General features: G+C 57.4%; 31 protein-coding genes. 13 read left to right on the top strand and 18 right to left on the bottom strand.

Going from position 1 to position 26,671, the window contains the following annotated elements; translation table 11 throughout:
- The 4 genes from ACG74X_RS18685 to aat form a co-directional block, all read left to right on the top strand.
- On the top strand, positions 1–1,011 hold a 1,011-nt coding region (locus tag ACG74X_RS18685; protein WP_411236744.1), incomplete at its 5' end, for an AMP-binding protein.
- A gap of 811 nt (positions 1,012–1,822) precedes the next feature.
- Positions 1,823–2,311 carry an acetyl-CoA carboxylase biotin carboxyl carrier protein gene (gene accB / locus ACG74X_RS18680; RefSeq protein WP_411236742.1) on the top strand — a complete coding sequence of 163 codons (489 nt, stop codon included), beginning with the start codon at positions 1,823–1,825 and terminating at the stop codon, positions 2,309–2,311.
- 13 nt (positions 2,312–2,324) lie between these two features.
- A complete protein-coding gene (accC, locus tag ACG74X_RS18675) occupies positions 2,325–3,683 on the top strand; it encodes an acetyl-CoA carboxylase biotin carboxylase subunit (RefSeq protein ID WP_411236740.1) in 1,359 nt (452 codons plus the stop codon).
- A 40-nt stretch (positions 3,684–3,723) separates the two neighbouring features.
- Positions 3,724–4,359 (top strand): leucyl/phenylalanyl-tRNA--protein transferase, encoded by a 636-nt coding sequence (gene aat, locus ACG74X_RS18670; RefSeq protein ID WP_411236739.1) that lies wholly within the window; start codon positions 3,724–3,726, stop codon positions 4,357–4,359.
- On the opposite strand, the gene ACG74X_RS18665 is transcribed toward aat, so the two are convergent.
- From ACG74X_RS18665 to ACG74X_RS18645, 5 genes are all read right to left on the bottom strand, one after another.
- The gene (locus tag ACG74X_RS18665) at positions 4,323–4,685 is read right to left on the bottom strand and encodes a DUF2155 domain-containing protein (protein WP_411236738.1); all 363 of its coding nucleotides are present in this window, start codon (positions 4,683–4,685) and stop codon (positions 4,323–4,325) included. The two genes, aat and ACG74X_RS18665, sit on opposite strands and share 37 nt — an antisense overlap.
- A 42-nt stretch (positions 4,686–4,727) precedes the next feature.
- Positions 4,728–5,111, bottom strand: coding sequence for an NADH:ubiquinone oxidoreductase subunit NDUFA12 (locus ACG74X_RS18660; protein ID WP_411236736.1), 384 nt, complete (start codon positions 5,109–5,111; stop codon positions 4,728–4,730).
- Between the two features lie 65 nt (positions 5,112–5,176).
- Positions 5,177–5,545 carry a RidA family protein gene (locus ACG74X_RS18655; protein WP_411236734.1) on the bottom strand — a complete coding sequence of 123 codons (369 nt, stop codon included), beginning with the start codon at positions 5,543–5,545 and terminating at the stop codon, positions 5,177–5,179.
- Between the two features lie 66 nt (positions 5,546–5,611).
- Entirely contained in the window at positions 5,612–6,877 is a 1,266-nt protein-coding gene (gene clpX / locus ACG74X_RS18650; RefSeq protein WP_411236732.1) for an ATP-dependent Clp protease ATP-binding subunit ClpX, read from the bottom strand.
- 153 nt (positions 6,878–7,030) lie between these two features.
- Positions 7,031–7,660 (bottom strand): ATP-dependent Clp protease proteolytic subunit, encoded by a 630-nt coding sequence (locus tag ACG74X_RS18645; RefSeq protein ID WP_411236731.1) that lies wholly within the window; start codon positions 7,658–7,660, stop codon positions 7,031–7,033.
- A 155-nt stretch (positions 7,661–7,815) separates the two neighbouring features.
- Here ACG74X_RS18645 and ACG74X_RS18640 point away from each other — a divergent pair, with 155 nt between their 5' ends.
- Positions 7,816–9,021, top strand: coding sequence for an FAD-binding domain-containing protein (locus ACG74X_RS18640; protein WP_411236729.1), 1,206 nt, complete (start codon positions 7,816–7,818; stop codon positions 9,019–9,021).
- Positions 9,022–9,106: 85 nt separating this feature from the next.
- On the opposite strand, the gene ACG74X_RS18635 is transcribed toward ACG74X_RS18640, so the two are convergent.
- The 11 genes from ACG74X_RS18635 to ACG74X_RS18585 form a co-directional block, all read right to left on the bottom strand.
- Complete coding sequence (locus ACG74X_RS18635) at positions 9,107–10,375, bottom strand: FCSD flavin-binding domain-containing protein (RefSeq protein WP_411236727.1); 1,269 nt, start codon at positions 10,373–10,375, stop codon at positions 9,107–9,109.
- A 42-nt stretch (positions 10,376–10,417) separates the two neighbouring features.
- Positions 10,418–11,125, bottom strand: a complete 708-nt coding sequence (locus ACG74X_RS18630; RefSeq protein WP_411236753.1) for a c-type cytochrome — start codon at positions 11,123–11,125, stop codon at positions 10,418–10,420.
- A 407-nt stretch (positions 11,126–11,532) separates the two neighbouring features.
- Entirely contained in the window at positions 11,533–12,177 is a 645-nt protein-coding gene (locus ACG74X_RS18625; RefSeq protein WP_411236725.1) for a c-type cytochrome, read from the bottom strand.
- A complete protein-coding gene (gene soxC, locus ACG74X_RS18620) occupies positions 12,161–13,435 on the bottom strand; it encodes a sulfite dehydrogenase (protein ID WP_411236723.1) in 1,275 nt (424 codons plus the stop codon). The genes ACG74X_RS18625 and soxC overlap by 17 nt, the downstream gene beginning before the upstream one ends.
- A gap of 18 nt (positions 13,436–13,453) precedes the next feature.
- A complete protein-coding gene (gene soxB, locus ACG74X_RS18615; protein WP_411236721.1) occupies positions 13,454–15,151 on the bottom strand; it encodes a thiosulfohydrolase SoxB in 1,698 nt (565 codons plus the stop codon).
- A 98-nt stretch (positions 15,152–15,249) separates the two neighbouring features.
- Positions 15,250–16,104 carry a sulfur oxidation c-type cytochrome SoxA gene (gene soxA, locus ACG74X_RS18610; protein WP_411236719.1) on the bottom strand — a complete coding sequence of 285 codons (855 nt, stop codon included), beginning with the start codon at positions 16,102–16,104 and terminating at the stop codon, positions 15,250–15,252.
- Between the two features lie 83 nt (positions 16,105–16,187).
- On the bottom strand, positions 16,188–16,517 hold the full coding sequence (gene soxZ / locus ACG74X_RS18605; RefSeq protein WP_411236717.1) for a thiosulfate oxidation carrier complex protein SoxZ: 330 nt from the start codon (positions 16,515–16,517) through the stop codon (positions 16,188–16,190).
- A 31-nt stretch (positions 16,518–16,548) separates the two neighbouring features.
- The gene (gene soxY / locus ACG74X_RS18600) at positions 16,549–16,977 is read right to left on the bottom strand and encodes a thiosulfate oxidation carrier protein SoxY (RefSeq protein WP_411236715.1); all 429 of its coding nucleotides are present in this window, start codon (positions 16,975–16,977) and stop codon (positions 16,549–16,551) included.
- Positions 16,978–17,007: 30 nt separating this feature from the next.
- The gene (soxX, locus tag ACG74X_RS18595) at positions 17,008–17,487 is read right to left on the bottom strand and encodes a sulfur oxidation c-type cytochrome SoxX (RefSeq protein ID WP_411236713.1); all 480 of its coding nucleotides are present in this window, start codon (positions 17,485–17,487) and stop codon (positions 17,008–17,010) included.
- Between the two features lie 128 nt (positions 17,488–17,615).
- A complete protein-coding gene (locus ACG74X_RS18590; RefSeq protein WP_411236711.1) occupies positions 17,616–18,194 on the bottom strand; it encodes a thioredoxin family protein in 579 nt (192 codons plus the stop codon).
- A 24-nt stretch (positions 18,195–18,218) separates the two neighbouring features.
- The gene (locus ACG74X_RS18585) at positions 18,219–18,956 is read right to left on the bottom strand and encodes a cytochrome c biogenesis CcdA family protein (RefSeq protein ID WP_411236709.1); all 738 of its coding nucleotides are present in this window, start codon (positions 18,954–18,956) and stop codon (positions 18,219–18,221) included.
- A gap of 120 nt (positions 18,957–19,076) precedes the next feature.
- Here ACG74X_RS18585 and ACG74X_RS18580 point away from each other — a divergent pair, with 120 nt between their 5' ends.
- The 4 genes from ACG74X_RS18580 to ACG74X_RS18565 all read left to right on the top strand — a co-directional run bounded on the left by ACG74X_RS18580 (position 19,077) and on the right by ACG74X_RS18565 (position 22,124).
- Positions 19,077–19,430, top strand: coding sequence for a thioredoxin family protein (locus ACG74X_RS18580; RefSeq protein ID WP_411236708.1), 354 nt, complete (start codon positions 19,077–19,079; stop codon positions 19,428–19,430).
- Positions 19,431–19,439: 9 nt separating this feature from the next.
- Entirely contained in the window at positions 19,440–19,775 is a 336-nt protein-coding gene (locus ACG74X_RS18575; RefSeq protein WP_411236707.1) for an ArsR/SmtB family transcription factor, read from the top strand.
- A gap of 84 nt (positions 19,776–19,859) precedes the next feature.
- Entirely contained in the window at positions 19,860–20,921 is a 1,062-nt protein-coding gene (locus tag ACG74X_RS18570) for a YeeE/YedE family protein (RefSeq protein WP_411236705.1), read from the top strand.
- Between the two features lie 138 nt (positions 20,922–21,059).
- Positions 21,060–22,124, top strand: coding sequence for a Hint domain-containing protein (locus tag ACG74X_RS18565; protein WP_411236703.1), 1,065 nt, complete (start codon positions 21,060–21,062; stop codon positions 22,122–22,124).
- Positions 22,125–22,176: 52 nt separating this feature from the next.
- Here ACG74X_RS18565 and ACG74X_RS18560 read toward each other — a convergent pair whose 3' ends face one another.
- A complete protein-coding gene (locus tag ACG74X_RS18560) occupies positions 22,177–22,659 on the bottom strand; it encodes an SH3 domain-containing protein (RefSeq protein WP_411236751.1) in 483 nt (160 codons plus the stop codon).
- Between the two features lie 156 nt (positions 22,660–22,815).
- Between ACG74X_RS18560 and ACG74X_RS18555 the strand changes: the two genes are divergently transcribed.
- The 4 genes from ACG74X_RS18555 to speB are packed head-to-tail and all read left to right on the top strand — an operon-like array spanning position 22,816 to position 25,928.
- A complete protein-coding gene (locus tag ACG74X_RS18555) occupies positions 22,816–23,802 on the top strand; it encodes a 2-hydroxyacid dehydrogenase (RefSeq protein WP_411236701.1) in 987 nt (328 codons plus the stop codon).
- Between the two features lie 49 nt (positions 23,803–23,851).
- Positions 23,852–24,532: a ligase-associated DNA damage response endonuclease PdeM gene (gene pdeM, locus ACG74X_RS18550; protein ID WP_411236699.1), complete on the top strand. Its 681-nt coding sequence runs from the start codon at positions 23,852–23,854 to the stop codon at positions 24,530–24,532.
- 26 nt (positions 24,533–24,558) lie between these two features.
- Complete coding sequence (locus tag ACG74X_RS18545) at positions 24,559–24,972, top strand: PaaI family thioesterase (protein WP_411236698.1); 414 nt, start codon at positions 24,559–24,561, stop codon at positions 24,970–24,972.
- A gap of 11 nt (positions 24,973–24,983) precedes the next feature.
- On the top strand, positions 24,984–25,928 hold the full coding sequence (speB, locus tag ACG74X_RS18540) for an agmatinase (protein ID WP_411236697.1): 945 nt from the start codon (positions 24,984–24,986) through the stop codon (positions 25,926–25,928).
- 88 nt (positions 25,929–26,016) lie between these two features.
- Here speB and ACG74X_RS18535 read toward each other — a convergent pair whose 3' ends face one another.
- Positions 26,017–26,613, bottom strand: coding sequence for an MOSC domain-containing protein (locus ACG74X_RS18535; protein ID WP_411236696.1), 597 nt, complete (start codon positions 26,611–26,613; stop codon positions 26,017–26,019).
- Positions 26,614–26,671: the final 58 nt, after the last annotated feature.

Genomic DNA, 26,671 nt, shown 5'->3' with positions numbered 1-26,671 from the left:
TCCTACATTATTTACGGACCCTTAGCCAACGGCGCGACCACTCTGATGTTCGAAGGTGTGCCCACCTATCCGGATGCATCGCGGTTCTGGCAGGTCTGCGAGAAACACAAAGTTAACCAGTTCTACACTGCCCCCACCGCAATTCGTGCTTTGATGGGCCAAGGTAACGACTTCGCAACCAAATGCGATCTATCCTCCTTGCGAATCCTCGGAACGGTGGGCGAGCCGATCAATCCCGAGGCGTGGAACTGGTATAACGATGTCATCGGTGGGGGCCGCTGCCCCATCGTCGACACCTGGTGGCAAACCGAAACAGGCGGGCACCTGCTCACCCCCCTGCCCGGCGCGCATGCAACCAAACCCGGTGCGGCGATGAAGCCGTTTTTCGGGGTACAGCCCGTGGTGCTTGATCCGCAGACGGGTGAGGAAATCCATGCCAGCCCGACAGAGGGCGTGCTGGCGCTGAAATCAAGCTGGCCGGGCCAGATGCGCACCGTCTGGGGCGATCACGCGCGGTTCGAGAAGACCTATTTCTCGGACTACAAGGGCTATTACTTCTCGGGCGACGGCTGCAAGCGCGACGCAGACGGGGATTACTGGATCACCGGCCGTGTGGACGATGTGATCAACGTGTCCGGCCACCGCATGGGCACGGCAGAGGTGGAATCCGCGCTGGTCGCCCATGCCAAGGTGGCCGAGGCGGCGGTCGTGGGCTATCCACATGACATCAAGGGCCAGGGCATCTACTGCTATGTCACCCTGATGAACGGGGTCGACCCGTCTGACGAGCTGACCAAGGAATTGCGCAGCTGGGTGCGCACCGAAATCGGCCCCATCGCAAGCCCGGACGTGATCCAATGGGCCCCCGGCCTGCCCAAAACCCGCTCCGGCAAAATCATGCGCCGCATCCTGCGCAAAATCGCCGAAAACGACACAGACTCCCTGGGCGACACATCCACACTCGCAGACCCCTCTGTCGTCGATGACCTCATCGAAAACAGAAAAGGCTGACGAAATGGTGGGTTAATGCCAAAGCCCGCAATGGGGCGATCCCCATATCGCCCCATTCCGTCAATTATTTGAGTAAAATACCGGATATTTCCAGCGTGCGATTTCACAATGCCGGGCCTATGCTTGAACAGTGGGGCTTTATTTCGGATGGATATTCAAATGCCACTCATTCAACCAGTTCTTCCACCGCAATCAGCGCGCGTCATAACCCGATCAGACACACAACCAATTCCACCATCTGTGCCGCCTAAATCCCCTGAATCGCAACCTGTGCCGGGGGCGGAAACCGGGGACAAGGCCGTGGCTCCGGCTGCGCCACCCTCTGCTGTGCAGATGCAGATCAAGGCCATTATAACCGAACAAACGACCAGCCCGATGGAGGCCGCGGCAAGCCCCGAAGACACTTCTTAAACGCAAGCTTCTAACTGTTGCCACTAAGGCTCTCAAAACACGCTCTTTTTATCAACCACCCTTGGTTATCCGCATCCCCAGTGGGATGTTTTCGCCGAGATATTTCGATGGATCGCGCTTCAAACGCGCGATCTATTGCAAACCAAAGACGGCACTAACGAAAGAAGTCCCGCCCCGCCAAGCGGGTCATTGATGAACACAGCGAGATGACCCAGCGCCTTTTTCGGCGTTCTGGGCAGCCAGTTTGCACGATCCATGGCGCGCTTCCCCCTTGCCCCTGCCATTTAATCGGTGCAAGGAATGACCTGCAATGCGGGTAGTGCCCGTACGTAATGCGGAGCCCCGACAGACCAGTCGACGGGACCGCGCCGAGGCGACGCAAAACCGGGCGAGGGACAGCATGACCAAAAACAAGCATGATGCAGATGTGGCTTTTATCGAAGCGCTGGCGAAACTCTTGCGAGACAACGATCTGACGGAACTGCAGGTCAAACGCGCATATGGCGAGGATGACAGCCTGAACGTGCGTGTCAGCCGCGCAACACAGGTCGCACCCGCTTCGGCACCCCAAGCCGCCGCACCTCAGACGTCGGTTGCCCCGTCCGCCGCGCCTGCCGGATCTGCCATAACCGCCCCCGAAGACCCCGCCGATCACCCCGGAGCCGTGACATCACCGATGGTTGGAACGGTCTACATGCAGGCCGAACCCGGGGCACCCGCGTTTATCAGTGTTGGCCAGCAAATCGCCGAAGGCGACACGTTGTTGATCGTTGAAGCTATGAAAACGATGAACCACATCCCTGCCCCAAGAAGCGGAACAATCAAGCGCATTCTGGTCGAAGATGGTGCCCCCGTGGAATACGGCGCGCCGCTTGTGATCCTTGAATAAGCGGGTCGCATCAATGTTTGATAAAATCCTTATTGCCAACCGGGGCGAAATTGCCCTTCGCGTGATCCGCGCATGCCGAGAAATGGGAGTGGACAGCGTTGCGGTTCATTCCACAGCTGATTCCGACGCGATGCATGTTCGGATGGCCGACGAAGCCATTTGCATCGGCCCGCCCTCTTCGACCGACAGTTACCTTTCTATTCCGGCGATCATTTCGGCCTGCGAGGTGACAGGCGCGCAAGCGATCCACCCTGGATACGGCTTTTTGTCGGAAAATGCGCGATTTGTGCAGATTGTCGAAGATCATGGCCTGACATTCATCGGACCAACTGCGGAACATATTCGTGTGATGGGCGACAAGATCACTGCCAAGGACACAATCAAGGCATTGGGCGTGCCCTGTGTCCCCGGCTCGGAGGGCGGTGTGCCCGATCTTGAGACGGCCAAAGCTGTTGGGGATGACATCGGCTATCCGGTGATCGTCAAAGCAACGGCCGGGGGCGGTGGCCGTGGTATGAAGGTTGCCGAAACGGCCGAAGATATGGAAATGGCGTTTCAGACCGCAAGGTCCGAGGCAAAGGCGGCCTTTGGAAACGATGAAGTCTATATCGAAAAATACCTGACCACCCCGCGCCATATCGAGGTGCAGGTCTTTGGAGATGGCAAAGGCAAAGCAGTGCATCTGGGCGAGCGCGATTGTTCCTTGCAACGGCGTCATCAGAAGGTTCTTGAAGAGGCACCAGGCCCCTGCATCACCCAAGAAGAGCGCGCACGTATCGGCAAGATCTGTTCCGATGCTGTGGCCAAGATCAACTATGCCGGGGCCGGTACAATTGAGTTTCTGTACGAGAACGGCGAGTTTTATTTCATCGAAATGAACACCCGCCTTCAGGTCGAACATCCGGTGACCGAAGCAATCTTTGGCGTGGATTTGGTGCGCGAACAGATCCGCGTGGCGTCTGGTCTGCCATTGTCTTTCGAACAGGACGATCTTGCGATCAATGGCCACTCTATCGAAGCCCGGATCAACGCCGAGAAGATCCCCAATTTTTCCCCGTCTCCAGGGCGGATCACGCAGTATCACGCGCCGGGTGGATTGGGTGTGCGCATGGACAGCGCGCTGTATGACGGCTACCGGATTCCGCCCTATTATGACAGTCTTATTGGCAAGCTGATTGTCCATGGGCGCGACCGGGACGAAGCGTTGGCGCGGATGTCGCGGGCTTTGGGGGAATTGATTGTTGACGGTGTCGACAGCACGGTGCCCCTGTTCCGCGATCTGCTGCAGGACCCGGACGTGCGCCGTGGCTCCTATAACATCCACTGGCTGGAGCACTGGCTTGAGCGCACCTACTCTGATCAAGGCGGGTGACATCGTGCGGTGCGGCGGATGACACATCTGGCGACACATAATGACTGTTACGCCTGACCTTTTGCTTGAAGCGTATCGGGCGGGCGTTTTTCCCATGGCGGAACATCGCGACGATCCCGAGATGTTCTGGGTAGATCCGCGCAAGCGTGGCGTGTTCCCGTTGGACGGTTTTCATATCTCGCGCAGCCTTGCCAAAACGCTGCGCCGCGACGCTTATCGCGTGACGCGCGACGCGGCGTTTGCCCAAGTGATTGAGGCCTGCGCAGACCGAAGCGAAACCTGGATCAACCGCGACATCCGTATTTTATACGAGGAATTGCACAAAAGGGGTCACGCCCATTCGCTTGAAGTCTGGCAAGACGAACAACTGATTGGTGGCATTTACGGGGTTTGTGTTGGCTCTGCGTTTTGTGGCGAAAGCATGTTCTCTCGCAGACGCGATGCGTCCAAGATTGCGCTTGCCTGGCTGGTGGATCTGCTGCGCCGGACAAAATTCACTCTGTTCGACACGCAATTCATCACACCGCATCTTGCATCGCTCGGGGCTATTGAAATCTCGCGGGTTCAATACCGGCGGGAATTGGCACGCGCGCTGACGCATAATGCCGATTTTCTAAGCGAACCGCTGGCGGCATCCGGTCACGAGGTTGTGCAGCGCAACACCCAAACGTCATAGCGTTGGTGATCCATCGGGTTCAGTGCCGGCGATGACGCAATCATCCAGCCTTCGAACACGGGCGCGTCAATGCCGATTTCCCGGACGGATAGAAACGCATACGCCTCGCCTGCCGCGTTACCATTGGGATACCGGCACTCGTCCACGGTGATCGTGATCCGCCCGACACTGTCTGACTGGCCTGTGGCAAGCTGTAGGTCGGAAACCTTGCCGGTGAGCTTATCCAGTGCCCGAAGATCGGCCCCGGTGCCATTGCTTGTGGCAAGCTGGGCTGGCGCGCCTGTTGCGAACAAAAATGCCGTCAGAAATGCCCATACACGCGTCATCTGGATTTTGCTTTCCACCACAGCGGCACGCAGCCCAATGGTTTATTCGGGGCTCCACGCCTCATAGTCGCGACGGTCCTCGGGAATAGGGCGCCGGATTGACCCGGCCGGTGCATAGGCCAAGGCCGTGCCCGTCAGGTTTTCCTGATGCGGCTTTTCCCAGTCTTTTTTGACCAATGGGCGTTCGGTCGGTGGCTCTTTGAAGGTGTGATGCAGCCAACCATGCCAATCCGGATCTACGCGGCTCGCCTCGATTTCACCGTTGAAAATCACCCAACGGCGCTTGCCTCCGTTGGCCTGATAAAACATGTTGCCCTGCGTGTCCTCTCCCACTTTTTCGCCTTTACGCCAAGTATAAACCTGCGTGTTCAACGTTTGCCCGTTCCACCAGGTCACGGCGCGCAAGAGAGTATTGAGAATGCCCATGGACGACTCCTCGGGGGTTGTTTGCCCGTGTTATAGGGCGCTTTGCCGATCAAGGTCCAGCGCAGCTATGCCGCAGTTGGTGCAAGCGCCGTTACTTCGATTTCAATTCGGTATTTCGGGTCGATCAACCCGCATTCGATCATTGTCGCAGCAGGCGGGTTTTCGCCAAATGCCTGCGACAGAATGGGCCAACACGGTTCGAATTCGGCCCGATCCGGCAAAAAATAAGTGACCCGCACAACGTCAGCCAGCGATGCACCGGCCTTTTCCAAAGCCGCCGAGATCGTGTCCAGCGCAGCCTGGCATTGCGCGGTGACCGTATCGCCCTGGCCCACCGTCCCGGCCACATGGACAAATCCCCCGGCGACAACGGCGCGGCAATAGCCGATTTTGGCTTCAAATTCGCCGCCGGAATGGATGCGTCTGATCGTCATGAAAGGCCCTCAAAAAGAAGGGCGGGCAAAATGCCCACCCTGATATTTGTCTTTGTGTTCTGTCTGTTATCCTGCTTCTGCAGGTTCTTTCTTTTGATCGGCATAGATCATCAGCGGCTTTGCGTCCGACGTGACCGCCTCTTCATTCACGACAACCTCGGTCACCTCGTCCATCCCCGGCAATTCGAACATCGTATCCAGCAGGATGTCCTCAAGGATCGACCGCAAACCACGCGCGCCGGTTTTGCGTTCGATCGCGCGCTTTGCAATCGCGCTGAGCGCGTCGTCGGTAAAGCTGAGCGTGGTGTCCTCCAGCTCGAACAGGCGTTGGTATTGCTTGACCAAGGCGTTTTTGGGTTGCGTCAGGATGATGACCAAAGCGTCCTCATCCAGATCTTCCAAGGTGGCGATTACCGGCAGACGCCCGACAAATTCCGGAATCAGACCGAATTTGAGCAGATCTTCCGGCTCAAGATCCTTGAATGTTTCGCCGACGCCCGCTTCGCTGTCGTCGCGCACATCGGCACCAAAGCCCATGGCCGACCCTTTGCCACGTTGCTTGATGATCCGGTCCAGACCCGCAAACGCACCGCCACAGATGAACAGGATGTTGGTGGTGTCCACTTGCAGGAATTCCTGCTGCGGGTGCTTGCGTCCACCTTGCGGCGGAACCGATGCTACGGTGCCTTCCATCAGCTTGAGCAGGGCCTGCTGCACGCCCTCGCCCGACACATCGCGTGTGATCGACGGGTTTTCGGACTTGCGGGTGATCTTGTCGACCTCGTCAATATACACAATACCGCGCTGTGCGCGTTCGACATTGTATTCCGACGCCTGAAGCAGCTTGAGGATGATGTTCTCCACGTCCTCACCCACATACCCCGCCTCGGTCAGGGTTGTGGCATCTGCCATCGTGAACGGCACATCCAGAATACGCGCAAGCGTCTGTGCCAGAAGCGTTTTACCGCAGCCGGTTGGACCGATCAAAAGGATGTTCGATTTCGCCAGTTCGATATCTGACGATTTCTGCGAATGGTTCAATCGCTTGTAGTGGTTGTGAACCGCAACCGACAGCACCCGTTTCGCAACGGCCTGACCGATCACGTAATCGTCCAGCACATCGCAAATCTCGCGCGGTGTCGGAACACCATCGGTCGATTTCAGGCCACCGCCCTTTGTCTCTTCGCGAATGATGTCCATGCAAAGCTCGACACACTCATCACAGATGAACACAGTCGGGCCTGCGATCAATTTGCGGACTTCGTGTTGGCTTTTGCCGCAGAAACTACAGTAAAGCGTGTTCTTGCTGTCGCCACCAGAATTCGTCGCCATGTCTTACCTTTCCCGGCTCGTCCTTTTGGTTGATCAAACTCAAATCCATCAACCTAAGCGCGTGTGTCGTGTTGTCTGTCTTAAACCTTAGGACAGCATGGTTTGAGCCACAACGCCAAAAACACATCTTGTGCGGTATGGCCCAATTCCAGTTTACGCATCGTCAGGTCCGGTTACGCGGTTCTCGACAATTTCATCAATCAAGCCCCAGTCCTTGGCCTCTTCGGGAGACATGAAATTGTCGCGCTCAAGCGCCTGCTCGACCTTTTTCAAGCTTTGACCAGTGTGTTTGACATAGATCTCGTTAAGCCGCTTTTTGAGCTTCAGCGTCTCTTCGGCGTGGATCATGATATCCGTGGCTTGCCCCTGATACCCGCCGGACGGCTGGTGAACCATCACGCGGCTGTTGGGCAACGAAAACCGCATGCCAGCAGCCCCTGCCGTCAGCAACAAAGACCCCATGGACGCCGCCTGGCCAATTACCAGCGTGCTGACCTTGGGTTTGATATATTGCATTGTGTCGTAAATCGACAAACCAGAGGTCACCACGCCACCGGGCGAATTGATATACATGCTGATTTCTTTCGACGGGTTTTCCGCCTCAAGGTGCAACAACTGCGCAACAATCAGTGATGACATGCCATCATGCACAGGACCATTGAGAAAAATAATCCGCTCTTTCAGCAAGCGCGAGAAAATGTCGTAAGCCCGTTCGCCGCGGCTGGTTTGTTCAACCACCATTGGGACGAGCGTGTTCATGTAAGTATCGAAAGGATCGTTCATCTGTGCCTGCCTGGATGAAGCGGCCGCCGAACGGGGCCGCGGTTGCGAGTTCCCCAAAGACTAGTGTCCGGCTCTGGGGGCTGCAAGGGGGGCCACGAGATCAGTGTCTGTCAGCGGCGCTTGACCCGGCGTAGCGTGGCCTTACCTCGGGCCGTATGACAGACCTGTTTCCCCCGACGCGCACGGCTGCGCTTGAAAAGCTGGCAGAATTTTTGCCCAAAGCTGCACGCGAGTATACGGCGCAGCGCAATTATGATCGCGGTCCCGGCAACCACACCGCTGTGTCGACCCTGTCCCCGTATATCCGCCACCGTCTTGTGACAGAACAAGAGGTGCTGGACGCGGTGCTTGGCCGATTTTCACCGTCTTCGGCCGAGAAATTTGTGCAAGAGGTGTTTTGGCGCACCTATTGGAAAGGCTGGCTAGAGCTGCGCCCTGCGGTATGGGACGCCTATCAGCAGGGCGTGATCCACGCGTTGGATCAGGTCCAGACGCAATCTGGTCTCAGATCGGAATGGGAAGCGGCATGTAAAGGCGAAACCGATATTGCCTGTTTCAATCATTGGGCACATGAACTGGTGGAAACCGGCTATCTGCACAATCATGCCCGGATGTGGTTTGCCTCGATCTGGATTTTCACGCTGCGGCTGCCCTGGCATCTTGGGGCCGACTTTTTCTTGCGCCACTTGCTTGATGGCGATCCCGCCTCGAACACGCTCAGCTGGCGTTGGGTTGCGGGGCTTCAGACGCAGGGCAAAACCTATGCGGCGCGGGCCTCCAACATTTCGAAATATACCGAAGGCCGCTTTTCTCCGGTCCACCAACTTGCCGCGACCCCCGCGCCGCTGGAAGGTGCGCCGCATCCGCCGCGCATGGCCCCGCCAGTGGGGGATGACATTGAGACCGGCAAACGGTCCGTTTTGTTGCTGCATGAAGACGATCTGAGCCCGGGATGGATTTTCGATCTGGGGCTGACGCCTGTCGCCACCGCGACCGTGGATGCGTCCGGGAATGTAAGCCCCCTGCATCTCGCACCGCATGTCGCGACGTTCAAATCCGGGATCATTGCGGACACCACGAACCGGTGGGCGCAAAAGCTTGGACCTGTCACAACCGGGGTGCAATCAGCACAGGACATCGAAGACTGGGCGCGTAGCCATGGGGCCGAACAGATTGTCACGCCCTACGCTCCGGTCGGGCCGACAGCAGCGATCCTCAAATCGGTGACCGCAATGCCCGTTCTGCGCGCGTTGCGGACCTATGACGAACGCGCCTGGCCGCACGCAACGGCGGGTTTTTTCAAGTTCAAAAAGAAGATTCCGGAATTGATCGGCGCTGTGAAAGGGCTGCATCCGGTGTAGCCCGCTAAAATTCTGACGAGACTGCGACATCCGATGCAAAACAGGGCCGGGTACGTCCGGCCCTGTGTGTCAGATCGTCAGCTCCCTACCCGAACATGTCCGAGGTGATACCCTCGTACCAACCGATGCTCTCCTCAAAGGTCGCGCGGCGCAGGTCTGCATCTTCGCCGGTTTGGCTGATAAAGCCGTCAACCTTGGCGATCTTTTCGTCCGTCGCCTCGTAAGTGGCACCCACTTTGACACCGTCTTCGGTGTCGATCAGCGACCAACACGTGTTCGAGAATTTCGCAGGGAACACGCGGCTGCCAGTCAAGGCACCGCGCACTGCCATGGCGGCGACTTTTGCCTGTGAATTGGCGGAATAACCGGATTTGGGCATATCGCCTTGATTGGTCGCATCGCCAAGAATGTGGATATTCTCATCCATACGGGACTGCATCGTATGCCCCGACACCGGGGCCCAATTGCCTTCGGTCAGTCCGGCCGCATCGCAGATCAGTCCCGCTTTTTGCGCCGGAATCACATTCACAACATCCGCCTGAACGACTTCGCCGTCGATATCCACCGTCATGGCCGCCGGATCGACCGATACGTTCTGGCCGCCGAAATCCGGACCGATCCGTTCAATCATCCCGGTGTAATGCTTTTGCCAGCCTTCTTCGAACAGCGCCTGTTTCGAGAATTTCTCTTTGGGATCGGCGATCAGAATCTTGGCCGTTGGGTTGGTCGCTTTCAGCACATGCGCGACCATCGAGATCCGTTCATACGGCCCCGGCGGACAGCGGAACGGGTTGGGCGGGGCCACCATCACAAAGGTGCCGCCTTCGGGCATTGCGGCCACCTGCGCGCGAAGCAGTTCCGTCTGGCTGCCGCCCTTATATGCGTGCGGCATCGCGTTCTGGGCAGACACATCCCAACCGGGAACCGCGCCATCCACAAAATCAATGCCCGGGCTCAGGATCAGCCGGTCATAAGGCACCGTCGCGCCACCCGCCAAGGACACCGTCTTGGCATCACGATCCACACCAACGGCCCAGTCATGCACCACATTCACATCATAGTCAGACGCCAATGTCCCATAGGAATGCTCGATGCTCTCCAAATCGCGGAAACCGCCAATATAGAGGTTTGAGAAAAAACACGTGTAATAACTTCGGCTGGGCTCGATCAATGTGACATCGATCTCGCCTGCGCTGTCTTTGGCTACATAGCGCGCCGCCGTCGCGCCTCCGGCACCGCCACCGACAACCACCACTTTCGGTTTGCCCTGAGACGACGCGTGTACGTTTGGTGCCGCCAGAGTTGACGCAGCAGCCACGCCGGTCCCGACAAAAGCCCGTCTGTTCAGTTTCATGTCTTTCCTCCCTTTGAAATATTTTCCGCCGGTGAACCGGGGTTATTCAAGCTTTGCAAAATATGCAGCAAGCGCGGCGATTTCTTCTGCGGACAATCGGCTTGCCATCATTTGCATCACCGGATGAGGCCGGATTTTTTGTTTATACGCATGCATCGCAACAACGAAATCTTCCTCGGGCCACAGGGTGATTGACGGAATGCCCTGATCCGACCCGTCCCGTTGATGACAGGTCTTGCATTCGCTTGACAGGTATTCGCCGTATTCGGCATCCCCCACAATTTCCAGAATATCAGCAGGCAACGCCACCTCCACCGCCTGCGCGGTGGGGGCTGCTTCGGGGATGTTCTGCGGATTGTCGGAATACAGGCGCAGATAGGCCAGAAGATCGCTCCGGTCTTGCGGATCATCTATCCCGCGAAAGGACATCCGTGTCCCGCTGACCAGCGCTTTCGGATTTTCGATATAGGCGTCGAGATGCTCCAGATCCCAGACCAGACCATCGGCGGCCGCCCGTTTGAGGCTCTTGGAATAAAAGAAGCCTTCAATTGCGCCTGCCCTGCGGTCAAACACCCCGTTCAGCGGTGGGCCAATGCCGCTTGTCGCATCAGGCCCCACCATATGGCAGCCACTGCATTGCGCATAAATCTCTGCGCCCCGATCGGCATCGCCCAATGGGATCGCCTCTTCCTCAGCCAATGCGCCGCCCACGGGCAGCGCAAGGCAAAGGGACGTTATGAAACCGCGCAGCACTGCTTAATTCGCAGTAGTCATGAGATACTTCGGACCACCAGCCCCATTTTCGGGTTTGCGACATGTGGCGACACTTACTTTCGGGCCTTCTGAAAAGGCGCGCGGGTGTTCAAGACATGCAATCAAAGCATCCTCCGTTCAAAAACCGTCCGTTCCCGCAAGACCCTTGTCGCCTCTGACCCTATCCATCGCCGCAATATCGCGCCCGATGATGTCGTTCAGCACAGAAAAATCACAGGTCTTCTCCCCACCTCCAATGTGATGAAGTGCTTCGCATTTGCCAAATACTTTTTCGCCTGCGGCCCGTAAAATTTCACCCAGACAGGGTGTTGCGGGCGTTTGAACACCTGCAACACCCCCATTGTGGTCAGCTCGCGCCGTTTCGATTGACGCCGTGCGATAACTTAATCTTCGGGGGTCACATTCAGAACAGACGACCGCATCGTGATCTCGACGCTGTCTTTGCAGTTCTCCATACACGGCTCTGTGCGCCACATAGGATATTCGGTTTCGGCCCGGTCATCGACGATAAAGCCATCGGCATTCGGCATCTCCACTTCAAGGAAATTTTCGTTCGACAGAACAAAATCGTCCTCAACAAGAAAGTTCGAATAAAGAATATACGCCACAATCGCATATACTTCATCGTCACTCAGGATCTGCGCGCTGCCATAGGGCATGGAGCGGTGGACATAGTCCCATGCGGTTGACAGGTATGGCCAGTAGCTGCCCACTGTTTTCACCGGGTCTTGATCGGCAAGCGTGCCTTCACCGCCGGCCAGTTCCGGCCAATTGTCGACACCTTCGGCAAATTCACCGTGGCACACCGCACAATAGTCGGAAAAGATCATCTCGCCGTCTTCGACGGAGCCAGACCCCACCGGCAGACCGGTTCCATCGGGGCTGACATCCACATCCCAGGCGGCGATTTCCTCTGGCAGGGCCGCGCGGCCAAGCCCCAGCTTGTCCTGCGCCAGCGCCTGTGTCGAGAGCATCGCCGTTGTCGCAAGCAGCGCCGCGCCACAGATAACTTTAGGAAACTTCAACATTTTCCGCCTCCCCATTGGGCATGACATGCCAGGTCTGAATGCAATTATTGTGATAGATCGAATTTTCGCCGCGCACTTCGCGCAGCTGGTCTTTGGTGGGCTGGACATAACCGGTCTCATCAACCGCACGCGCCTGAAGCAGCATCTCTTCGCCATCCCAATCCGTGTCCAGATAGAACCGGGTCAACGCCATCTTCTCACCCGGTTTGGCCAGGCGAGCGGTCTCCCAGGTGATGCCACCGTCTTTGGACACGTCCACGCGGGTGATGGCCCCGTGGCCTGACCACGCCAGACCCGAGATCACCAACGGACCCGCGCCATGTGTGATCGGCGATTGCGGACTTGGCGACGTGATGACGGATTTCGCATCCATCACCCACGTCCATTTGCGGCTGGTGCCGTCTTCCAGTGTGTCGGTGTATTTCGACGTCTCCTCGCGGCTTTCCACCGCGTTGGCCGTGACCTCGATCCGGCGCAACCATTTGACCCAAAGGTTGCCCTCCCATCCCGGAACGACAAGGCGCACGGGATAGCCATGCTCTTTGCGCAACGCCTCTCCATTGGCCTTGAACGCGACAAGAACATCGTCCAGCGCCTTTTCCATCGGAATGGAGCGCCCGTTTGACGACGCATCGGCCCCTTCCACATAGACCCATTTGTCAGACAGATCGCCCGCCGCGTCCAATCCCGCTTCGGTCAAAAGCGTGCGCAGCGACACTCCGGTATATTCCATGTTGTGAATCATGCCGTGGGTGAATTGCGCGCCGTTTAATTGCGCACCGGCCCATTCCATGCCGGTATTGGCCGCACATTCACAGAAATACACATGGTTTTCACGCGGGAACCGCTCCAAATCCTCATAGGTGAACACCAAAGGCGTATCGACCAAGCCATTGATCATCAGTCGATAATCCTGCTTGCGCAGCTCAATCGCACCTGAATGGTGACGTTCGAACGCGCAGCCCTGGGGCGTGATCGTGCCGTCCAGGGCGTGGATTGGGGTAAAGTTGATCGAGCTTGTGGTGTCGGCGGTCAGCCATTCCACATTCCGCCGGACAACATCGCTCTCGTATTCGATGGGCAACCCATAGGGCGTGACATCCACTCCGTCGCCAAACGACATGGCCCAATCCTGCACCTCGGTGATCAGCGGATCAGGTGTGTCAGCCCGCGCCGCGGCCCCAGCTGTGATCCCGGCCGCTGCCGCAGCAGAGCCGCGCAAAAATGCACGGCGGGAGGGTTTGAAGATATCAGACATATCTCACACTCCGATTGATTACGCGCCCACAACAGTGACGCTGGTGTTTTCATTCACGGTGACGGTGCCAAGCTTTTTGATATGCGCTTCGACAACGTCCCAAATTTGCGGACCTTCGGTGCCTTCGTTGACGGACGCCCAACCGGCGACCACATAATTCCGAGCAGGATCAATGGCTTCGCCGGTCTTGAGAAGGGTCATGTCGCTGATCCGCTCGCCTTGAGGCTTGCGCACATCAATGCGGTATCCCATGCCCCCGATCCGCACCATATCGCCGCCTTGCTGGTAATAGGGGTCCGGGTTAAAGATATTGTCGGCCACGTCTTCAAGGATCACCTTGATGAATTCGCCCGTCATTTCCGACCGATAGGCCTTGCCATAGGTCATCGACGTGACGTTCCAGATATCTTCCCGCGTGATGTCATCACCCGGAATCAGGCTTGGCCCCCAACGCACGCCCGGCGACATGGCAATGTCTGCTTCGCGCTCGCTGATCAGGGCGTCACAGATCAGATCATCCCAGGTTCCGTTAAAATTGCCGCGACGGTAAAGAAGGCTGTCGGTCTGTCCGATCACCTCTTCCAGATCCGCTTTGAACGGCGCACGCTGCGCGTCGATCAGTGCGGTCATATCCGCATCCGGTGTGATCACATCCGAGAAGATCGGGATCAGCTTGTGGCGGAAGCCCATCATCCGGCCGTTCTGAATATCCAGATCCACGCGGCTGACAAATTTGCCGTTCGACCCAGAGGCCACGACGATGGTGTCGCCCACCAAAACCGGTTCCGGCAGGGCATCATGCGTGTGACCCGACAGGATCACGTCAATACCGGTGACGATGCTGGCCATTTTCTTGTCTACGTCAAAACCATTATGGCTCAGGCAGACGACACACTCGGCCCCTTGGGCGCGAACCTCGTCGACCATGGCCTGCATGTTTTGATCCCGGATTCCAAAAGAGTATTCCGGGAACATCCAGCCGGGATTGGCAATCGGCATGTAGGGGAAAGCCTGACCAATCACTGCGATCTTGACGCCACCGCGCTCAAAGAACTGATAAGGCGGGAACAATTCTGCGGGTTCATCCCATTCCGCGTCAAAGATGTTCTGACCCAACGCCGCAAACGGCAGGCCTTCGACAATCTCGGCCACACGATCAGAGCCCAGCGTGAATTCCCAGTGGAACGTCATCGCATCAGGCTTGAGCCCATTCATCACGTTGACCATGTCCTGGCCTTCGGTTTTGTAGCAGGTATACGAGCCGTGCCATGTATCGCCGCCATCCAGCAAAAGCGCATCCGGCCGGTCAGCGCGGATCGCGTTAACCACCGTGGCCACGCGATCCAGACCACCGACACGCCCATAAGCCTGGGCCAGGGAGGAGAAATCACCCGAGCTGAGCGCGTAATGCGACGGGCTGCCGTCATCTATGCCATAGAGTTTGCGAAAATCCGCACCAGTGACATGGGGCACCGCTCCGCGATTGTCGCCCACGCCGATATTCATCGAAGGTTCGCGGAAATAGATCGGCTTGAGCTGAGCGTGAATGTCGGTGACGTGGATCAGAGAGACGTTGCCGAACGTGTCGAACTGCAAAAGCTGGTCTTGCGTCAATGCTTGCTGAGCCGCCAATCGCGACCAATTGCCAAAGCCGGACGCGCCGACCACAGCAGAAGCAGCCATCGACACTTGAAGAAAATCGCGTCTTGAGATCATGGGATGGGCCTTTTGGGGTTTCCCGTCACACATTCGCATGTGTGAATGAGTTTAAGCAAAAAAGACCCCGCGCCTCGAAAGCTACGGGGTCGACGTGTTTAGTTGCGGACGGACGGTGCCTCGACCGACAAACCATTGCCGCGCGATGCAACATACAGCTCCAGCGCCACAAATTCAGGCGAGCCGGGGCTAAAGGTTTCGGCACGCGTATCGCGGATGCACCCCTTAAAGCGGTTGTGCTGTTGAATCAGCTTGGCTTGTTTGAGGCGATAGGTCGGAAATCCATTGATCTGGCCTTGGCTCAGGTGATCGGCGCGGATGTAATTGCCATAATTGTCTTCATGGCAATTCGCGCAGGACAGCTCAAGCTGGCCATACCGGGTGTAGTAGATTTCCTTGCCCTTCTCCCATGTCTCGGCGGCGGGTCCGTCGATCGCCACATTGACGGGCATGCCACGCGACTGCACCGAGATAAGCGCTTCCATCGCGGTCATCTGACTGCCGTCATACTTGTAGGGCTCTGCGCCCATGCGCTCTGTGCGACAATCGTTGATCTGCATCGCAAGCGTGCGGACCTCTCCGGCCTCTTCATTCCACTTGGGATACACTGCGCGTACGCCTTCCATGGATTCCGGGCCTTCGTGGCAAGAGGCGCAGGCTTTCTCGGCACTGCCCTCGACCGTGTTCCACGTATCTATCGCCTGATCGACAAAGATCATGCCGGGGTTGTCGAACGTGTCCATTTGCATGGCCTGCGTGTCGTCCTCCCGAAAATGCCAGCCGGACATGATCGTGCTCACACTGGTGTCACTCATATGCGCAGGCGCGGCTGTCTTGGAGATCATCTCCTGACCGTCGATGGCGAGCGTGTCGTCATCTGCGCCACCAGCGATCACCACTGGTGCTGCGATGGCAAGCGTGGCGCACAGCGCCGTCATTGCCTTGAATTTCATTCTTGTCCCTCCCAAAAGGCTTATCGCCACTCTCTTTGCAGCGGCTCAAGGTGCCCTGCCCCTTATCGGGGGCAGGAACAGTATCAGCCGATGGCGATTGCTTTGCTGTCTTCGTAAACGGAACCATCATCATCGTACCATGTGAATTTGAATTCACCGGCGTCGGGCACGGTGGATTCAAACTCGATATATGGATTGGTCGAAATCGCGGGTTCCAATGTGACGTCGACCACATTCTGTCCGTTGAAATCGCAGGTAAAGCGATTGATGATCGACCGGGGAATGGGGTTTCCGTCTTTGTCTTTGCGCTGACCCGACTCCATCGGGTGGCTGATCAGCGTTTTGATGGTAATCGCATCGCCGACAGCGGCTGTTTTCGGAACCTTGACGCGGGGTTTTACACCTGATGCCATGTTATTTCTCCTGAAATCCTGAGTGTTGACCTTAGCCGCCGCAGCCGCCGATGGTCACTTTTACGGTTTTGGCGCTGCGCGCAAAGCTGCCGTCGGCCAGTTTGGCAATGGCAAGAACATCCTGCGTTCCGGCAAGACGCATGCGCGTGCTTGCAGATTGGGACGCGGCCAGCGGTCCAAAGTTGAACGTCGCGACGCCCGGTGTCGGGTTGCCCGTTGCCAGCACCATAATGGCTGTCGCGCCAGGTGCGGACACCTCGATCGGCACGGTGTTGCCGTTTTCGGCAATTTCGGGTGCGATCAGCTCAACACCGCTATCGGCAAGGTCTGCGCCGCCGGTAAAGGCATTGATCGCATCATTTGTCGCTGCCTCTGTTGCCGCGCTGGCGCGGAATGGCAGCGCAAATGTCAGCGCAGCAGCCCCGGCCAAGGCAAGGGTTTCGCGTCTTGTAAACTCCATGTCGTATCTCCTAATTCTGTGCGGTGCGGTTCAGCTGTCCTGAAGCGTCATCAGGAACGCCACCACATCTTCGATTTCCTGCGCCGTCAGGATTGGCGTCAGGTCTTCTTCTTTTGCAGCTTTCCCCGTGTAGCCGTCCCCCGGGCGGATAAAGCCGCTTGTTTTATAAAACGCTGGCATCATTGTGCCCTCGAACATCATTTTTGCATTTGCGATGATGCCGCGCAATTCTTCTACACTGCGAAACCCGCCGATCCCGTCAAGGGTCGGTCCGACCTCTCCATGGAACGGGGCGTCGTTCAGCGCGGTGACCGCATGGCATGCCACACAATTGCCCTTGCCGCGATTGACCATGATGGCCGCACCGCGTTCGGCATCACCGGGTTCACCCGAAAGCGATGTCTCGATCGCTCCGAATTCGGTGAATTCGATGTCTGCCGGCGACACCGGATTTGCAATCGCGGCACCTGCGCATAGCACGATACCTGCAGTAAGTCCTGTTAGCTTCATTGTCCCTCCCTTACCGCCCGGGCGATATCCCGGGCTGACATTGGCTTTGCATACCGTAGGCGACAGTACGCGATTCACGCAACAACAAATTCATAGAAATGAATGGATGCGATCATTTTTTCGTGCGTTCAGTCAAAACTGTTGTTGTCGCGCTCCTGGATGCGGCGTGCGTGATAGCGTTGGAAATTCTCGCCATCCTCCATCGCATAGCGTTTTTCCGCGACCCAGGTGAACATGTCCAGCGTGGTGCCTTTTCCAAAAGCCCCCGGCATCACCGATACCGCCGCCTCTAATGCGGTTTGATCCTCTGGCACGTCTTCCGGCAGGAAAACGATGCTGGGCGTGAACATCACGCGCCATCTTTGGGCCATTTCCTTCTCGGGCAGGACTTCGCCGTCGAAATCGGTCACCTCGATATCGCCATAGAGGTTCATCTGAACGACAAAATAATTCTCGGCGATGTAGTCACTGACCTCGGCATCCGAGAACACCTCTTCATGCATCTTGGAGCAATAGATGCAGCCTCTTTGTTCGAAAAACAGCACCAGGCGTTTGCCTTCGGCGTTGGCTTCGGCCAGGTCCTCGCGCAGGTCCATAAAGGTGTCGCGCATCCAGGGCTGCTTGTGCAGACCATCATCTCCAAGCTCTGCCGCCCCAATCGGAGCCGCCATCAAAAGCGCCAACACGCCCGCCAAAAAATGTCTCATACCACCTCCTTTATCAAACGACCTTCATCCAAGAGCCACCCAGCCCGGAAACATGCGCAACATGGCATCCGCAATTAGCGTCACGGTATCCGTTGCGATCAGAACCGCAAACACGATCAACATACCGCCCATAACCTTTTCGGCATGGCCCAGCACGTTGCGGTGGCGCGCCGTCCAGCGCAGAAACGGTCCCGAAAACAGTGCGGCGATCACAAAGGGCAGCGTCATGCCCAGACCATATACCAGCAACAGCATTCCGCCCTGAACCACGTCTCCCATGCCGCCCGCGATCATCAGGATCGATGCCAAAGCCGGGCCGACACAGGGCGTCCAGCCAAACCCGAAGGCCAGTCCCATAACATAAGCCCCGAGCCATGTTGTGGGTTCCGCCTGAGCCTCTACCCGCGCTTCGCGGTACAGGATCGGCACCCGAATCACCCCCAGAAAGTGCAGGCCAAAGACCCCCAGCACAATCGCCGCAACATAACGCAGCGGTTCCCGATACTCTGCAAAGGCTTGCCCCACCGCTGTCGCACCAATGCCAAGCAAGACAAAAATCGTTGTCACACCCAAAGCAAAAAGACAGGCCGACAAAACCAGATTCCACGCAATGCCCTCTGGCGCATCCTCCTCGCCACGCAGCTCGTTCATGGAAATCCCGGCCATGTAACACAGGTAAAAGGGCACCATCGGAAGAATACACGGCGTAAAAAAGCTGAGCACACCCGCCAATGCCGCACCTGCAAATGAAATGTCGAACATCAGTCGAGTTTCCTTGAATTATTCACATATTCAAATTAAGTAGTTTGTGCTCCTGTCGTCAATTGGTGTGTGATGCAATCTCTCAGACCCTTGGCATTTGCCGCCCTTTCATCGCTCTGTATGTTTTGGGGCAGCGCGGCTGTGGCCGACCCCAATCTCGTCATGGTAGAACAACACGGGTGTATATATTGTGAACGCTGGGACGCAGAAATCGCTCCAGCCTATTCCAAAACCGCCGAAGGCGCGTTTGCACCTCTCATCCGTGCGAATTTACGCGATGGCGCGCCTGAGGGCATCACCTATGCCCGCAAAGTGATGTTCACCCCGACATTTATCCTTGTGGAGAACGGACAAGAACTGGCCCGTCTTGAGGGTTACCCGGGCGAGGATTTCTTTTGGCCCCTGCTTGGTAGGCTTTTGTCTGATCATACAGAATTTGCGCCTGAAACCCAGACCGACACGGTCCAGAATTAGAGGCACGGCATGGCACTCCCACAGCTTAGTCCCGATCTGAGTGAAGAAGAGCTTGACCGCATCGCGGACAAGGCGACCATTGCGTCGAACTTCCTTAAGGCGATCAGCCATGAAGGCCGCCTGATGATCCTGTGTCATCTGGTAACTGGCGAAAAATCGGTGACCGAACTCGAAGACCTTCTTTCCGCGCGGCAAGCGGCCGTGTCGCAACAATTGTCGCGTCTGCGGTTGGAAGGGCTGGTGATTCCGCGGCGCGAAGGAAAGACGATCTATTATCGCCTGTCGGACAATCGTCCTCGCAAAATGCTGGAATGCGTCTACGATCTTTTTTGCAAAGACGACTGACCCCCGCTGGAACCGAGAGACTTGCACAAGACCTGACCGCGCCGCATAGTTTCGATCAAAAATCTGGCCACGGGGGAAAATCACATGCTGGAACTGTTGCCAGAGCACAGTCTTGTCGCCTTGGTGGGTTTGTTTGGTGGCATCTTGCTTGGCCTGGCCGCACGGCTGGGCAGATTTTGCACTTTGGGAGCAATCGAAGACGTGCTTTACGGTGGCTCGGACACCCGGCTGCGGATGTGGGGCATTGCCATTGGCACTGCGGCCGTGACCAGTTTTGCGCTGACGGGCACTGGTGCGCTGCCGGGGGGCGATACGATCTATTTGTCGATCCGCTGGTTGCCCTGGGCCTCGGTAATTGGTGGGCTGATGTTCGGCTATGGGATGGCGCTGGCCGGAAATTGCGGCTTTGGCGCCATTGCGCGCCTCGGCGGCGGCGACCTTCGGAGTTTTGTCATCGTTCTGGTCATGGGGGTATCGACCTATGTTGTTTTGAATGGCCCGCTCGCTCCGATCCGAAATCTGTTTTTCCCACAAAGCGCGCTTCTGCCCGGAGAGGCCCCCCCCGGCATCGCCCATCTGGTTGCATCGTGGACATCCCTGCCCGCCTACATCATCGGAATGGTGATTGGTGTGGGTCTATTGGCACTCTCCGCAAGCTCCCGCGCACTGTGGGAGACGCCATCATCCGTGGTCTGGGCGGCGGTTGTGGGGCTTGCCGTGACAAGCGGCTGGGCCGGTACGGCTTGGGTTGCGGCAAACGGGTTCGAAGCCATCCCCGTGGTGTCTCACAGTTTTGCGGCACCGTTGGGCGAAAGCATCCTGTGGTGGATGATCGGTTCGGCGCAACCGATCAGTTTTGCGGTTGGGTCCGTCGCGGGTGTATGGCTTGGGGCCTTCATCGGGTCTTTGATCAAAGGCCACTTTCGGTGGGAAGCCTGCGAAGACCCACGTGAATTGCGCCGTCAGATTTTCGGAGCTGCGCTTATGGGGGCCGGTGCCGTTATCGCCCTTGGATGCACCGTGGGTCAGGGCATCAGCGCATTTTCGGTCCTGTCCTTCAGTGCGCCGGTGACATTTATGTCCATTTTCCTCGGCGCGGCCCTTGGCCTTCGGCAATTGATCGTTGGATTTCGCCTGGCCGAATAGCCGGACAAAGCGTTGCCAAAGAATCACGGTTGAGCACATTCTTCAGACACCGATTCGGTTTGGCAATTTTTCGCCTGCAAAAGCATCGTCCTTTGTTTACATTTAACAAAATTATAAAACGAGCAGGCAAACGGGACTATGGGAACGGCTTTCAATGGCACGTTCGTCATCTCCTGGTCGCAAACAACAATCGACACGCTTCAGGCGGCTCCGGCCGAATTCCTGAATGTCGGAGCGGCATGGAGTTGGACAGGCGATGCTGTCCGCGTGGACGGCCCAAACGATTTGTTGCGCCTCGACGAGGCGGAAGGCGACGCAGAGCGCCGAAAACGTGCGGCGCGGATGGTGCGGCGGCTTGTGGGGGCCGCCGTGGACAACACCCAGGATCTGACGGCAGTTTCGATTGATCATCCGGTCGCGGATAAAAGTTTTGTCGTCACCGATGGTCAGCACACTTACACTGTCACACTGATTGACTCAGGCACGCGCAAACCACCTCTGTTGATGTTCCTCAACAGGGTGCCGCCCAAAAACAAAGATCTCTGGATCGTCCACGCTTCGGTCAACAAGGCGCTGCCGCAAAGCACGGCCGAACATCAGGGTGCCGTGATCTGTTTCACCCCGGGAACGCAGATCCTGACGCAGGATGGTGTTCAACGCATCGAGGATTTGCGCGAAGGCGATTTGGTTCAGACCAAAGACAACGGCTGTCAGCCCATTCAATGGATGGGGCATCGCCGGATGAGTGGCGCACGTTTGTTTGCAATGCCAAAACTGCGCCCGATCCGCATTCGTGCGGGTGCATTCGGCATGGACGAACCGGATGAAGACCTGCTCGTATCACCCGAACACCGTATGCTGGTCAAAGGTCGTGTGGCCATGGATCTGTTCAACACGCCCGAAGTGCTTGTTGCGGCCCGCGACCTGATCGACCATGACCGTGTGTCCGTCGATTTGTCGATCCGCGAGGTCACCTATGTCCACATGCTGTTGCCGCAACACGAAATTCTCTTTGCCAACGGCGTCCAGACCGAAAGCTTCCATCCTGCAAATGCAGCCCTATCCACACTGGACGCGCGCGATCGGGTGCGGCTGTCGCAGATGTTGCCATCTGTCGAACATGCGCCACAAGACTATGGGCGCTATGTGCGGCGCAACCTCTCTGCGTCCGAGGCGGCCATCCTGATGCATGAAGCGGCTTGAGCAACCATAAATTTCAGACGGTTGGCAGGGTTTGCCCCGGCAGTGGCGACTGTCATTCGAATACTTCGCCCGGTTCCACGCCCCAGAATGACCCTTTCCGCGCCCATCCCCGATAACCGCCAGCGGACAGTTCACACCAATCGGGCTCACATTTGCGCACTTCAGCGACAACCCCCATCGACAATTGCGCATTGATTTGGGCGGATTGATCCGGTCGTGCATAAAGATTGAGCACATCGACCTCGATGATGACGGTGCGGACACCTGAAAGAAGGGCGTAATGCACCCATCCACCTGCCCCATCGCGATCCTGGACGCGACGCCAATGCCCATGCTCTGCCGTGATCTGAAGCGGCATGTTGCGACGCTTGTAGACCCAATCAATCCGATGCGACAGCGACGGCCCGCGTCGCACGTTCCCCTCGCTGGCTTTCATCGACACAAAACGTGGCAAAGGCAAATTTGTGACTGGCCCACGTTCTTCTGCAAAGACCGGTGTTGATGCAAAAAAACCTGCAATGAGAAGAGGTAACATCAGAGTGACAGTCAAAGCCCGGAATGAAAGCCAGCTCATGTAATATGCCTCAACTTGCTTGGGTTTTTGTTTTTTCCAGCAGGTTCTTGTGCCTGCCGCGCCTTTGCGACACTGTGCCAAAACCGGACAGCACGGGAAAGTAGCGGGAGCGAAGGTATGCCATCAAATCGTCTGAGTGTTGTTGTGACGCGACGCTTGCCTGATGCGGTTGAAACGCGCTTGAAAGAACTGTTTGACGTCCGCCTTCGGGACACTGATGATCCCATGTCCGAAGAAGAATTGATCGATGCCGTAAAGCAGGCAGAGGTTCTTGTTCCGACGGTGACCGACAAGATTGATGCTGGTTTGATTGGCCAGGCTGGCGACCAACTGCGCCTGATTGCAAACTTTGGCGCGGGCGTTGATCATATTGACGTGGACACCGCGCGCAGCCGGGGAATTCTGGTTTCCAACACACCTGGCGTCGTGACCGAAGACACAGCCGACATGGTTCTGGCGCTGATGCTGGGCGTCACGCGTCGCATTCAGGAAGGCCTGAGCGTCATGCAAAGTGGCGAGTGGGATGGCTGGGCCCCGACGGCGTTTCTGGGCGGGCGGCTTGGCGGGCGCCGTTTGGGCATTCTTGGAATGGGTCGGATCGGACAGGCCGTGGCACGCCGCGCGCGGGCGTTCGGGATGCAGATCCACTACCACAACCGCCGCCGCCTGCGCCCCGAGATCGAAGAAACGCTGGATGCGACCTATTGGGAAAGCCTTGACCAGATGGTCGCGCGGATGGATGTGCTGTCTGTCAACTGTCCTCATACGCCGTCGACGTTCCACTTGCTGAATGCGCGGCGGCTCAAGCTGCTGAAACCAAGCGCTGTTATCATCAACACCTCGCGGGGTGAGGTGATCGACGAAAATGCGCTGACGCGAATGCTTAAGGCGGGCGAATTGGCCGGCGCGGGCCTTGATGTGTATGAACATGGCCACCGCGGCGCACCAGAGCTGCGCAATATGCCCAATGTTGTGATGCTTCCTCATATGGGATCAGCGACCCAGGAAGGCCGCCTCGAAATGGGTGAAAAGGTCATCATCAATGTTAAAACCTTTGCTGATGGGCACCGACCGCCAGATCAGGTTGTGCCGGCAATGCTCTGACACGGGTGCGTCGCTTGCAATAGAGATAGCATTGCGCGATGAACAAATCATGAACACACTCGAATTTGATTTCCAGTCACAAACGCTTGTTGCTTTGCCGAGCGGGGCGTTGTTCTGGCCTGACCGGGGTCTTTTATGTGTGTCGGACCTGCACCTTGGAAAGTCGGCGCGCCCGGCCCGGTTTGGCGGGGCGCAGTTGCCGCCCTATGAAACCACCGAAACCCTGACCAATCTGGCCCGCGATCTGGATGTGACACAGGCCAAAAGTGTGATGTGTCTGGGTGACAGCTTTGATTCGCCCAGCCTGCAACAGGCGTTGCCGGAACAGGATCGCTTTACCCTGCTGGCCCTGCAAGCGGGGGTGGATTGGGTCTGGATCGAAGGCAATCATGACCCGGGTCCGGTGGCATTTGGCGGTCGCTGCATGCAGCAGCTTGCGATCGGCCCTCTTCACTTTCGTCATATCGCCAAAGGACAGGCGACAGCCGGCGAAGTCTCGGGGCATTATCACCCCAAGGCCACGCTTTCTTTGCGCGGGCGCAGCCTGACCCGACCGTGTTTCGTGTTTGATGACACACGCCTGATCCTGCCTGCCTATGGCACATTTACCGGCGGTCTTCATTGCCATGATCCGGCGCTGACCCGGCTGATGTCTCCGACTGCGCATGCCATTCTGACCGGTCCAACGCCGTGCAAAATCCCCATGCCGGGTCGTGCCCCCTTGTCTTGACCGGGATGGCATGCTCACTTGCAGGCATGACGATTGCCCCTCGAATTCAAGCCAGCTTTGACCGCCAATCGATGATGACGACGCTTGGGGCAACGCTGATCGAGACCGGAAAAGGCACTGCCACAATAGCGGCACCGATCCTGCCGGGGACGCAACAACAGCAGGGATTTGCCCATGCTGGTCTGACCTTTTCAATCGGCGACAGCGCAGCGGGATACGCCGCGTTGACGCTGATTCCGGAGGATCAGGAAGTGGTCACAGCCGAGATCAAGATCAACCTCCTGTCCCCGGCAAGCGGAGATCGCCTGATTGCAAGAGGCCGCGTCATCAAACCCGGTCGCAGGCTGATTGTCGTGGCGTCAGATGTATACGCCGAAACCGACGGCACGGAACGCCATGTTGCCTGCATGATGGGCACCATGATGCCGGTCACCCTTTGAAGGAATGGAAAATGTCCAAATACAATCAACCCCTTGGTGGCAACGATGCACCCCGTTTTGCTGGCCCCAACACAATGATGCGCCTGCCGACGCAGCCGACCGCAAAAGGGCTTGATGCGTGTTTTATCGGCATTCCCATGGATCACGGCGCCTCAAACCGCCCCGGAACGCGGCTTGGCCCCCGCCAGATCCGCGAGGAAAGCCGCATGATGCGCCCCTACAATATGGCCACCGGCGCGGCACCGTTTGAACATATGCAGGTGGCCGATATCGGCGACGTGCCGGTCAACACGTTTGATCTCAAGAAAACCATTGGCATCATCACCGATTTTTACCGCGATGTTCTGAGCCATGGAACGATCCCGCTGACTTTGGGGGGCGACCACACACTGACATGGCCAATCTTGCGCGCCATCAGGGAAACACACGGCCCCGTTGCCCTGATCCATGTGGACGCCCATGCGGATACCAGCGAACATATGTTCGGCGAAAAAGAAGCCCACGGCACTCCGTTTCGCCGCGCCTGGGAAGACGGTTGCCTGCAAAATGACAAGGTCTGGCAGATCGGTCTGCGCGGATCGGGCTACAGCCCCGACGACTGGAACTGGGCCCGCGATCAAGGCTGGACGGTGATCCCGTCCGAACAATGCTGGTACAAATCGCTTGCGCCCCTGATGTCCGAGATCCGCGCCAAGATCGGCGAGACACCCGTCTATCTAAGCTATGACATCGACAGTCTTGATCCGGCTTTTGCCCCCGGCACCGGCACGGTCGAAATGGGAGGGTTGAGCACCTGGCAAGCACTTGAAATCATACGCGGATGTGCCGGGCTTAACCTTGTCGGAGGCGATCTGGTGGAGGTCTCACCACCGTTTGACACAACCGGAACCACGGCTCTGATTGCGTCTAACCTGCTTTTCGAAATGCTGTGCGCACTGCCCAAAGCCCAAGGTTGAGCGACGCCGGGCGGCTTAGGTCAAACCACGGGATGTTCGGCCTGTCACTGCCTGTCGGTGCCCAGCGGGACAAAGGCGGTGGTTTTGGTTATCCCCGCGCCTGATCCAGATATTCCCATTGGGGTTGATCCGGAACGTGCAAGCGCAGCACATCGCCAATACGCAACGATCCGGGCCGTTCCACCCAGGCGGTGACGCCACGGCGGTGTTTGGCGGCGGCCTTGAACGCTTTGCCTTTGGTGGGATGGATCGGCTCAATCTCTTTCGCGGGCAAATGACAGGGCCTGTTCTCCATATCAATCACCAGGGTCACACCGTCCGGCCCTTGCAAGCGCGAGGATGGCGGGACATGGGTAAAGCCCGGTATGCCCTTGATCACAAGGGTCGCGCCAATCCACACAGGATCAATTGACGGCAGCCCCATCTCTGCTGCAATCGCGTCAAGCTCTTCGGCGGACACAACGGACACTTGTCTGGCGTTGGCGATTTCGGTGCCCTTGGGATGCTGGGATGTCACCCGGCTACAGGATGGGCGCGTCAGACCGCTATGGCTGTCGCCGCGCGGGCCTTCGAATCCCAGATCAAGCTGCTCGATCCGTTCCGACGCGATGCCGTCTGGATCTTCTGGAACCAGACCAACCCAACACACGGTTGCAGCGAAATCGGTAGGTTTCAGCGCGGGCATGGATATCTCCTTGAACGGTGTGTTGTGAAAACCGCATCACACGTCACGGCGCAACCCG

The organism is Marivita sp. S0852 (assembly GCF_046591575.1).
Classification (GTDB): domain Bacteria; phylum Pseudomonadota; class Alphaproteobacteria; order Rhodobacterales; family Rhodobacteraceae; genus Marivita.
Note: the sequence above shows the minus strand (reverse complement) of the source record. Positions and strands in the feature narration are given on the sequence as shown.

What these genes read in the sequence shown, in the direction of transcription:
- accB (WP_411236742.1), top strand. Translation starts at nt 1,823, where the DNA reads ATGACCAAAAACAAGCATGATGCAGATGTGGCTTTTATCGAAGCGCTG.
- accC (WP_411236740.1), top strand. Translation starts at nt 2,325, where the DNA reads ATGTTTGATAAAATCCTTATTGCCAACCGGGGCGAAATTGCCCTTCGC.
- aat (WP_411236739.1), top strand. Translation starts at nt 3,724, where the DNA reads ATGACTGTTACGCCTGACCTTTTGCTTGAAGCGTATCGGGCGGGCGTT.
- ACG74X_RS18665 (WP_411236738.1), bottom strand. Translation starts at nt 4,685, where the DNA reads ATGACGCGTGTATGGGCATTTCTGACGGCATTTTTGTTCGCAACAGGC.
- ACG74X_RS18660 (WP_411236736.1), bottom strand. Translation starts at nt 5,111, where the DNA reads ATGGGCATTCTCAATACTCTCTTGCGCGCCGTGACCTGGTGGAACGGG.
- ACG74X_RS18655 (WP_411236734.1), bottom strand. Translation starts at nt 5,545, where the DNA reads ATGACGATCAGACGCATCCATTCCGGCGGCGAATTTGAAGCCAAAATC.
- clpX (WP_411236732.1), bottom strand. Translation starts at nt 6,877, where the DNA reads ATGGCGACGAATTCTGGTGGCGACAGCAAGAACACGCTTTACTGTAGT.
- ACG74X_RS18645 (WP_411236731.1), bottom strand. Translation starts at nt 7,660, where the DNA reads ATGAACGATCCTTTCGATACTTACATGAACACGCTCGTCCCAATGGTG.
- ACG74X_RS18640 (WP_411236729.1), top strand. Translation starts at nt 7,816, where the DNA reads ATGACAGACCTGTTTCCCCCGACGCGCACGGCTGCGCTTGAAAAGCTG.
- ACG74X_RS18635 (WP_411236727.1), bottom strand. Translation starts at nt 10,375, where the DNA reads ATGAAACTGAACAGACGGGCTTTTGTCGGGACCGGCGTGGCTGCTGCG.
- ACG74X_RS18625 (WP_411236725.1), bottom strand. Translation starts at nt 12,177, where the DNA reads ATGTTGAAGTTTCCTAAAGTTATCTGTGGCGCGGCGCTGCTTGCGACA.
- soxC (WP_411236723.1), bottom strand. Translation starts at nt 13,435, where the DNA reads ATGTCTGATATCTTCAAACCCTCCCGCCGTGCATTTTTGCGCGGCTCT.
- soxB (WP_411236721.1), bottom strand. Translation starts at nt 15,151, where the DNA reads ATGATCTCAAGACGCGATTTTCTTCAAGTGTCGATGGCTGCTTCTGCT.
- soxA (WP_411236719.1), bottom strand. Translation starts at nt 16,104, where the DNA reads ATGAAATTCAAGGCAATGACGGCGCTGTGCGCCACGCTTGCCATCGCA.
- soxZ (WP_411236717.1), bottom strand. Translation starts at nt 16,517, where the DNA reads ATGGCATCAGGTGTAAAACCCCGCGTCAAGGTTCCGAAAACAGCCGCT.
- soxY (WP_411236715.1), bottom strand. Translation starts at nt 16,977, where the DNA reads ATGGAGTTTACAAGACGCGAAACCCTTGCCTTGGCCGGGGCTGCTGCG.
- soxX (WP_411236713.1), bottom strand. Translation starts at nt 17,487, where the DNA reads ATGAAGCTAACAGGACTTACTGCAGGTATCGTGCTATGCGCAGGTGCC.
- ACG74X_RS18590 (WP_411236711.1), bottom strand. Translation starts at nt 18,194, where the DNA reads ATGAGACATTTTTTGGCGGGCGTGTTGGCGCTTTTGATGGCGGCTCCG.
- ACG74X_RS18585 (WP_411236709.1), bottom strand. Translation starts at nt 18,956, where the DNA reads ATGTTCGACATTTCATTTGCAGGTGCGGCATTGGCGGGTGTGCTCAGC.
- ACG74X_RS18580 (WP_411236708.1), top strand. Translation starts at nt 19,077, where the DNA reads ATGTTTTGGGGCAGCGCGGCTGTGGCCGACCCCAATCTCGTCATGGTA.
- ACG74X_RS18575 (WP_411236707.1), top strand. Translation starts at nt 19,440, where the DNA reads ATGGCACTCCCACAGCTTAGTCCCGATCTGAGTGAAGAAGAGCTTGAC.
- ACG74X_RS18570 (WP_411236705.1), top strand. Translation starts at nt 19,860, where the DNA reads ATGCTGGAACTGTTGCCAGAGCACAGTCTTGTCGCCTTGGTGGGTTTG.
- ACG74X_RS18565 (WP_411236703.1), top strand. Translation starts at nt 21,060, where the DNA reads ATGGGAACGGCTTTCAATGGCACGTTCGTCATCTCCTGGTCGCAAACA.
- ACG74X_RS18560 (WP_411236751.1), bottom strand. Translation starts at nt 22,659, where the DNA reads ATGTTACCTCTTCTCATTGCAGGTTTTTTTGCATCAACACCGGTCTTT.
- ACG74X_RS18555 (WP_411236701.1), top strand. Translation starts at nt 22,816, where the DNA reads ATGCCATCAAATCGTCTGAGTGTTGTTGTGACGCGACGCTTGCCTGAT.
- pdeM (WP_411236699.1), top strand. Translation starts at nt 23,852, where the DNA reads ATGAACACACTCGAATTTGATTTCCAGTCACAAACGCTTGTTGCTTTG.
- ACG74X_RS18545 (WP_411236698.1), top strand. Translation starts at nt 24,559, where the DNA reads ATGACGATTGCCCCTCGAATTCAAGCCAGCTTTGACCGCCAATCGATG.
- speB (WP_411236697.1), top strand. Translation starts at nt 24,984, where the DNA reads ATGTCCAAATACAATCAACCCCTTGGTGGCAACGATGCACCCCGTTTT.
- ACG74X_RS18535 (WP_411236696.1), bottom strand. Translation starts at nt 26,613, where the DNA reads ATGCCCGCGCTGAAACCTACCGATTTCGCTGCAACCGTGTGTTGGGTT.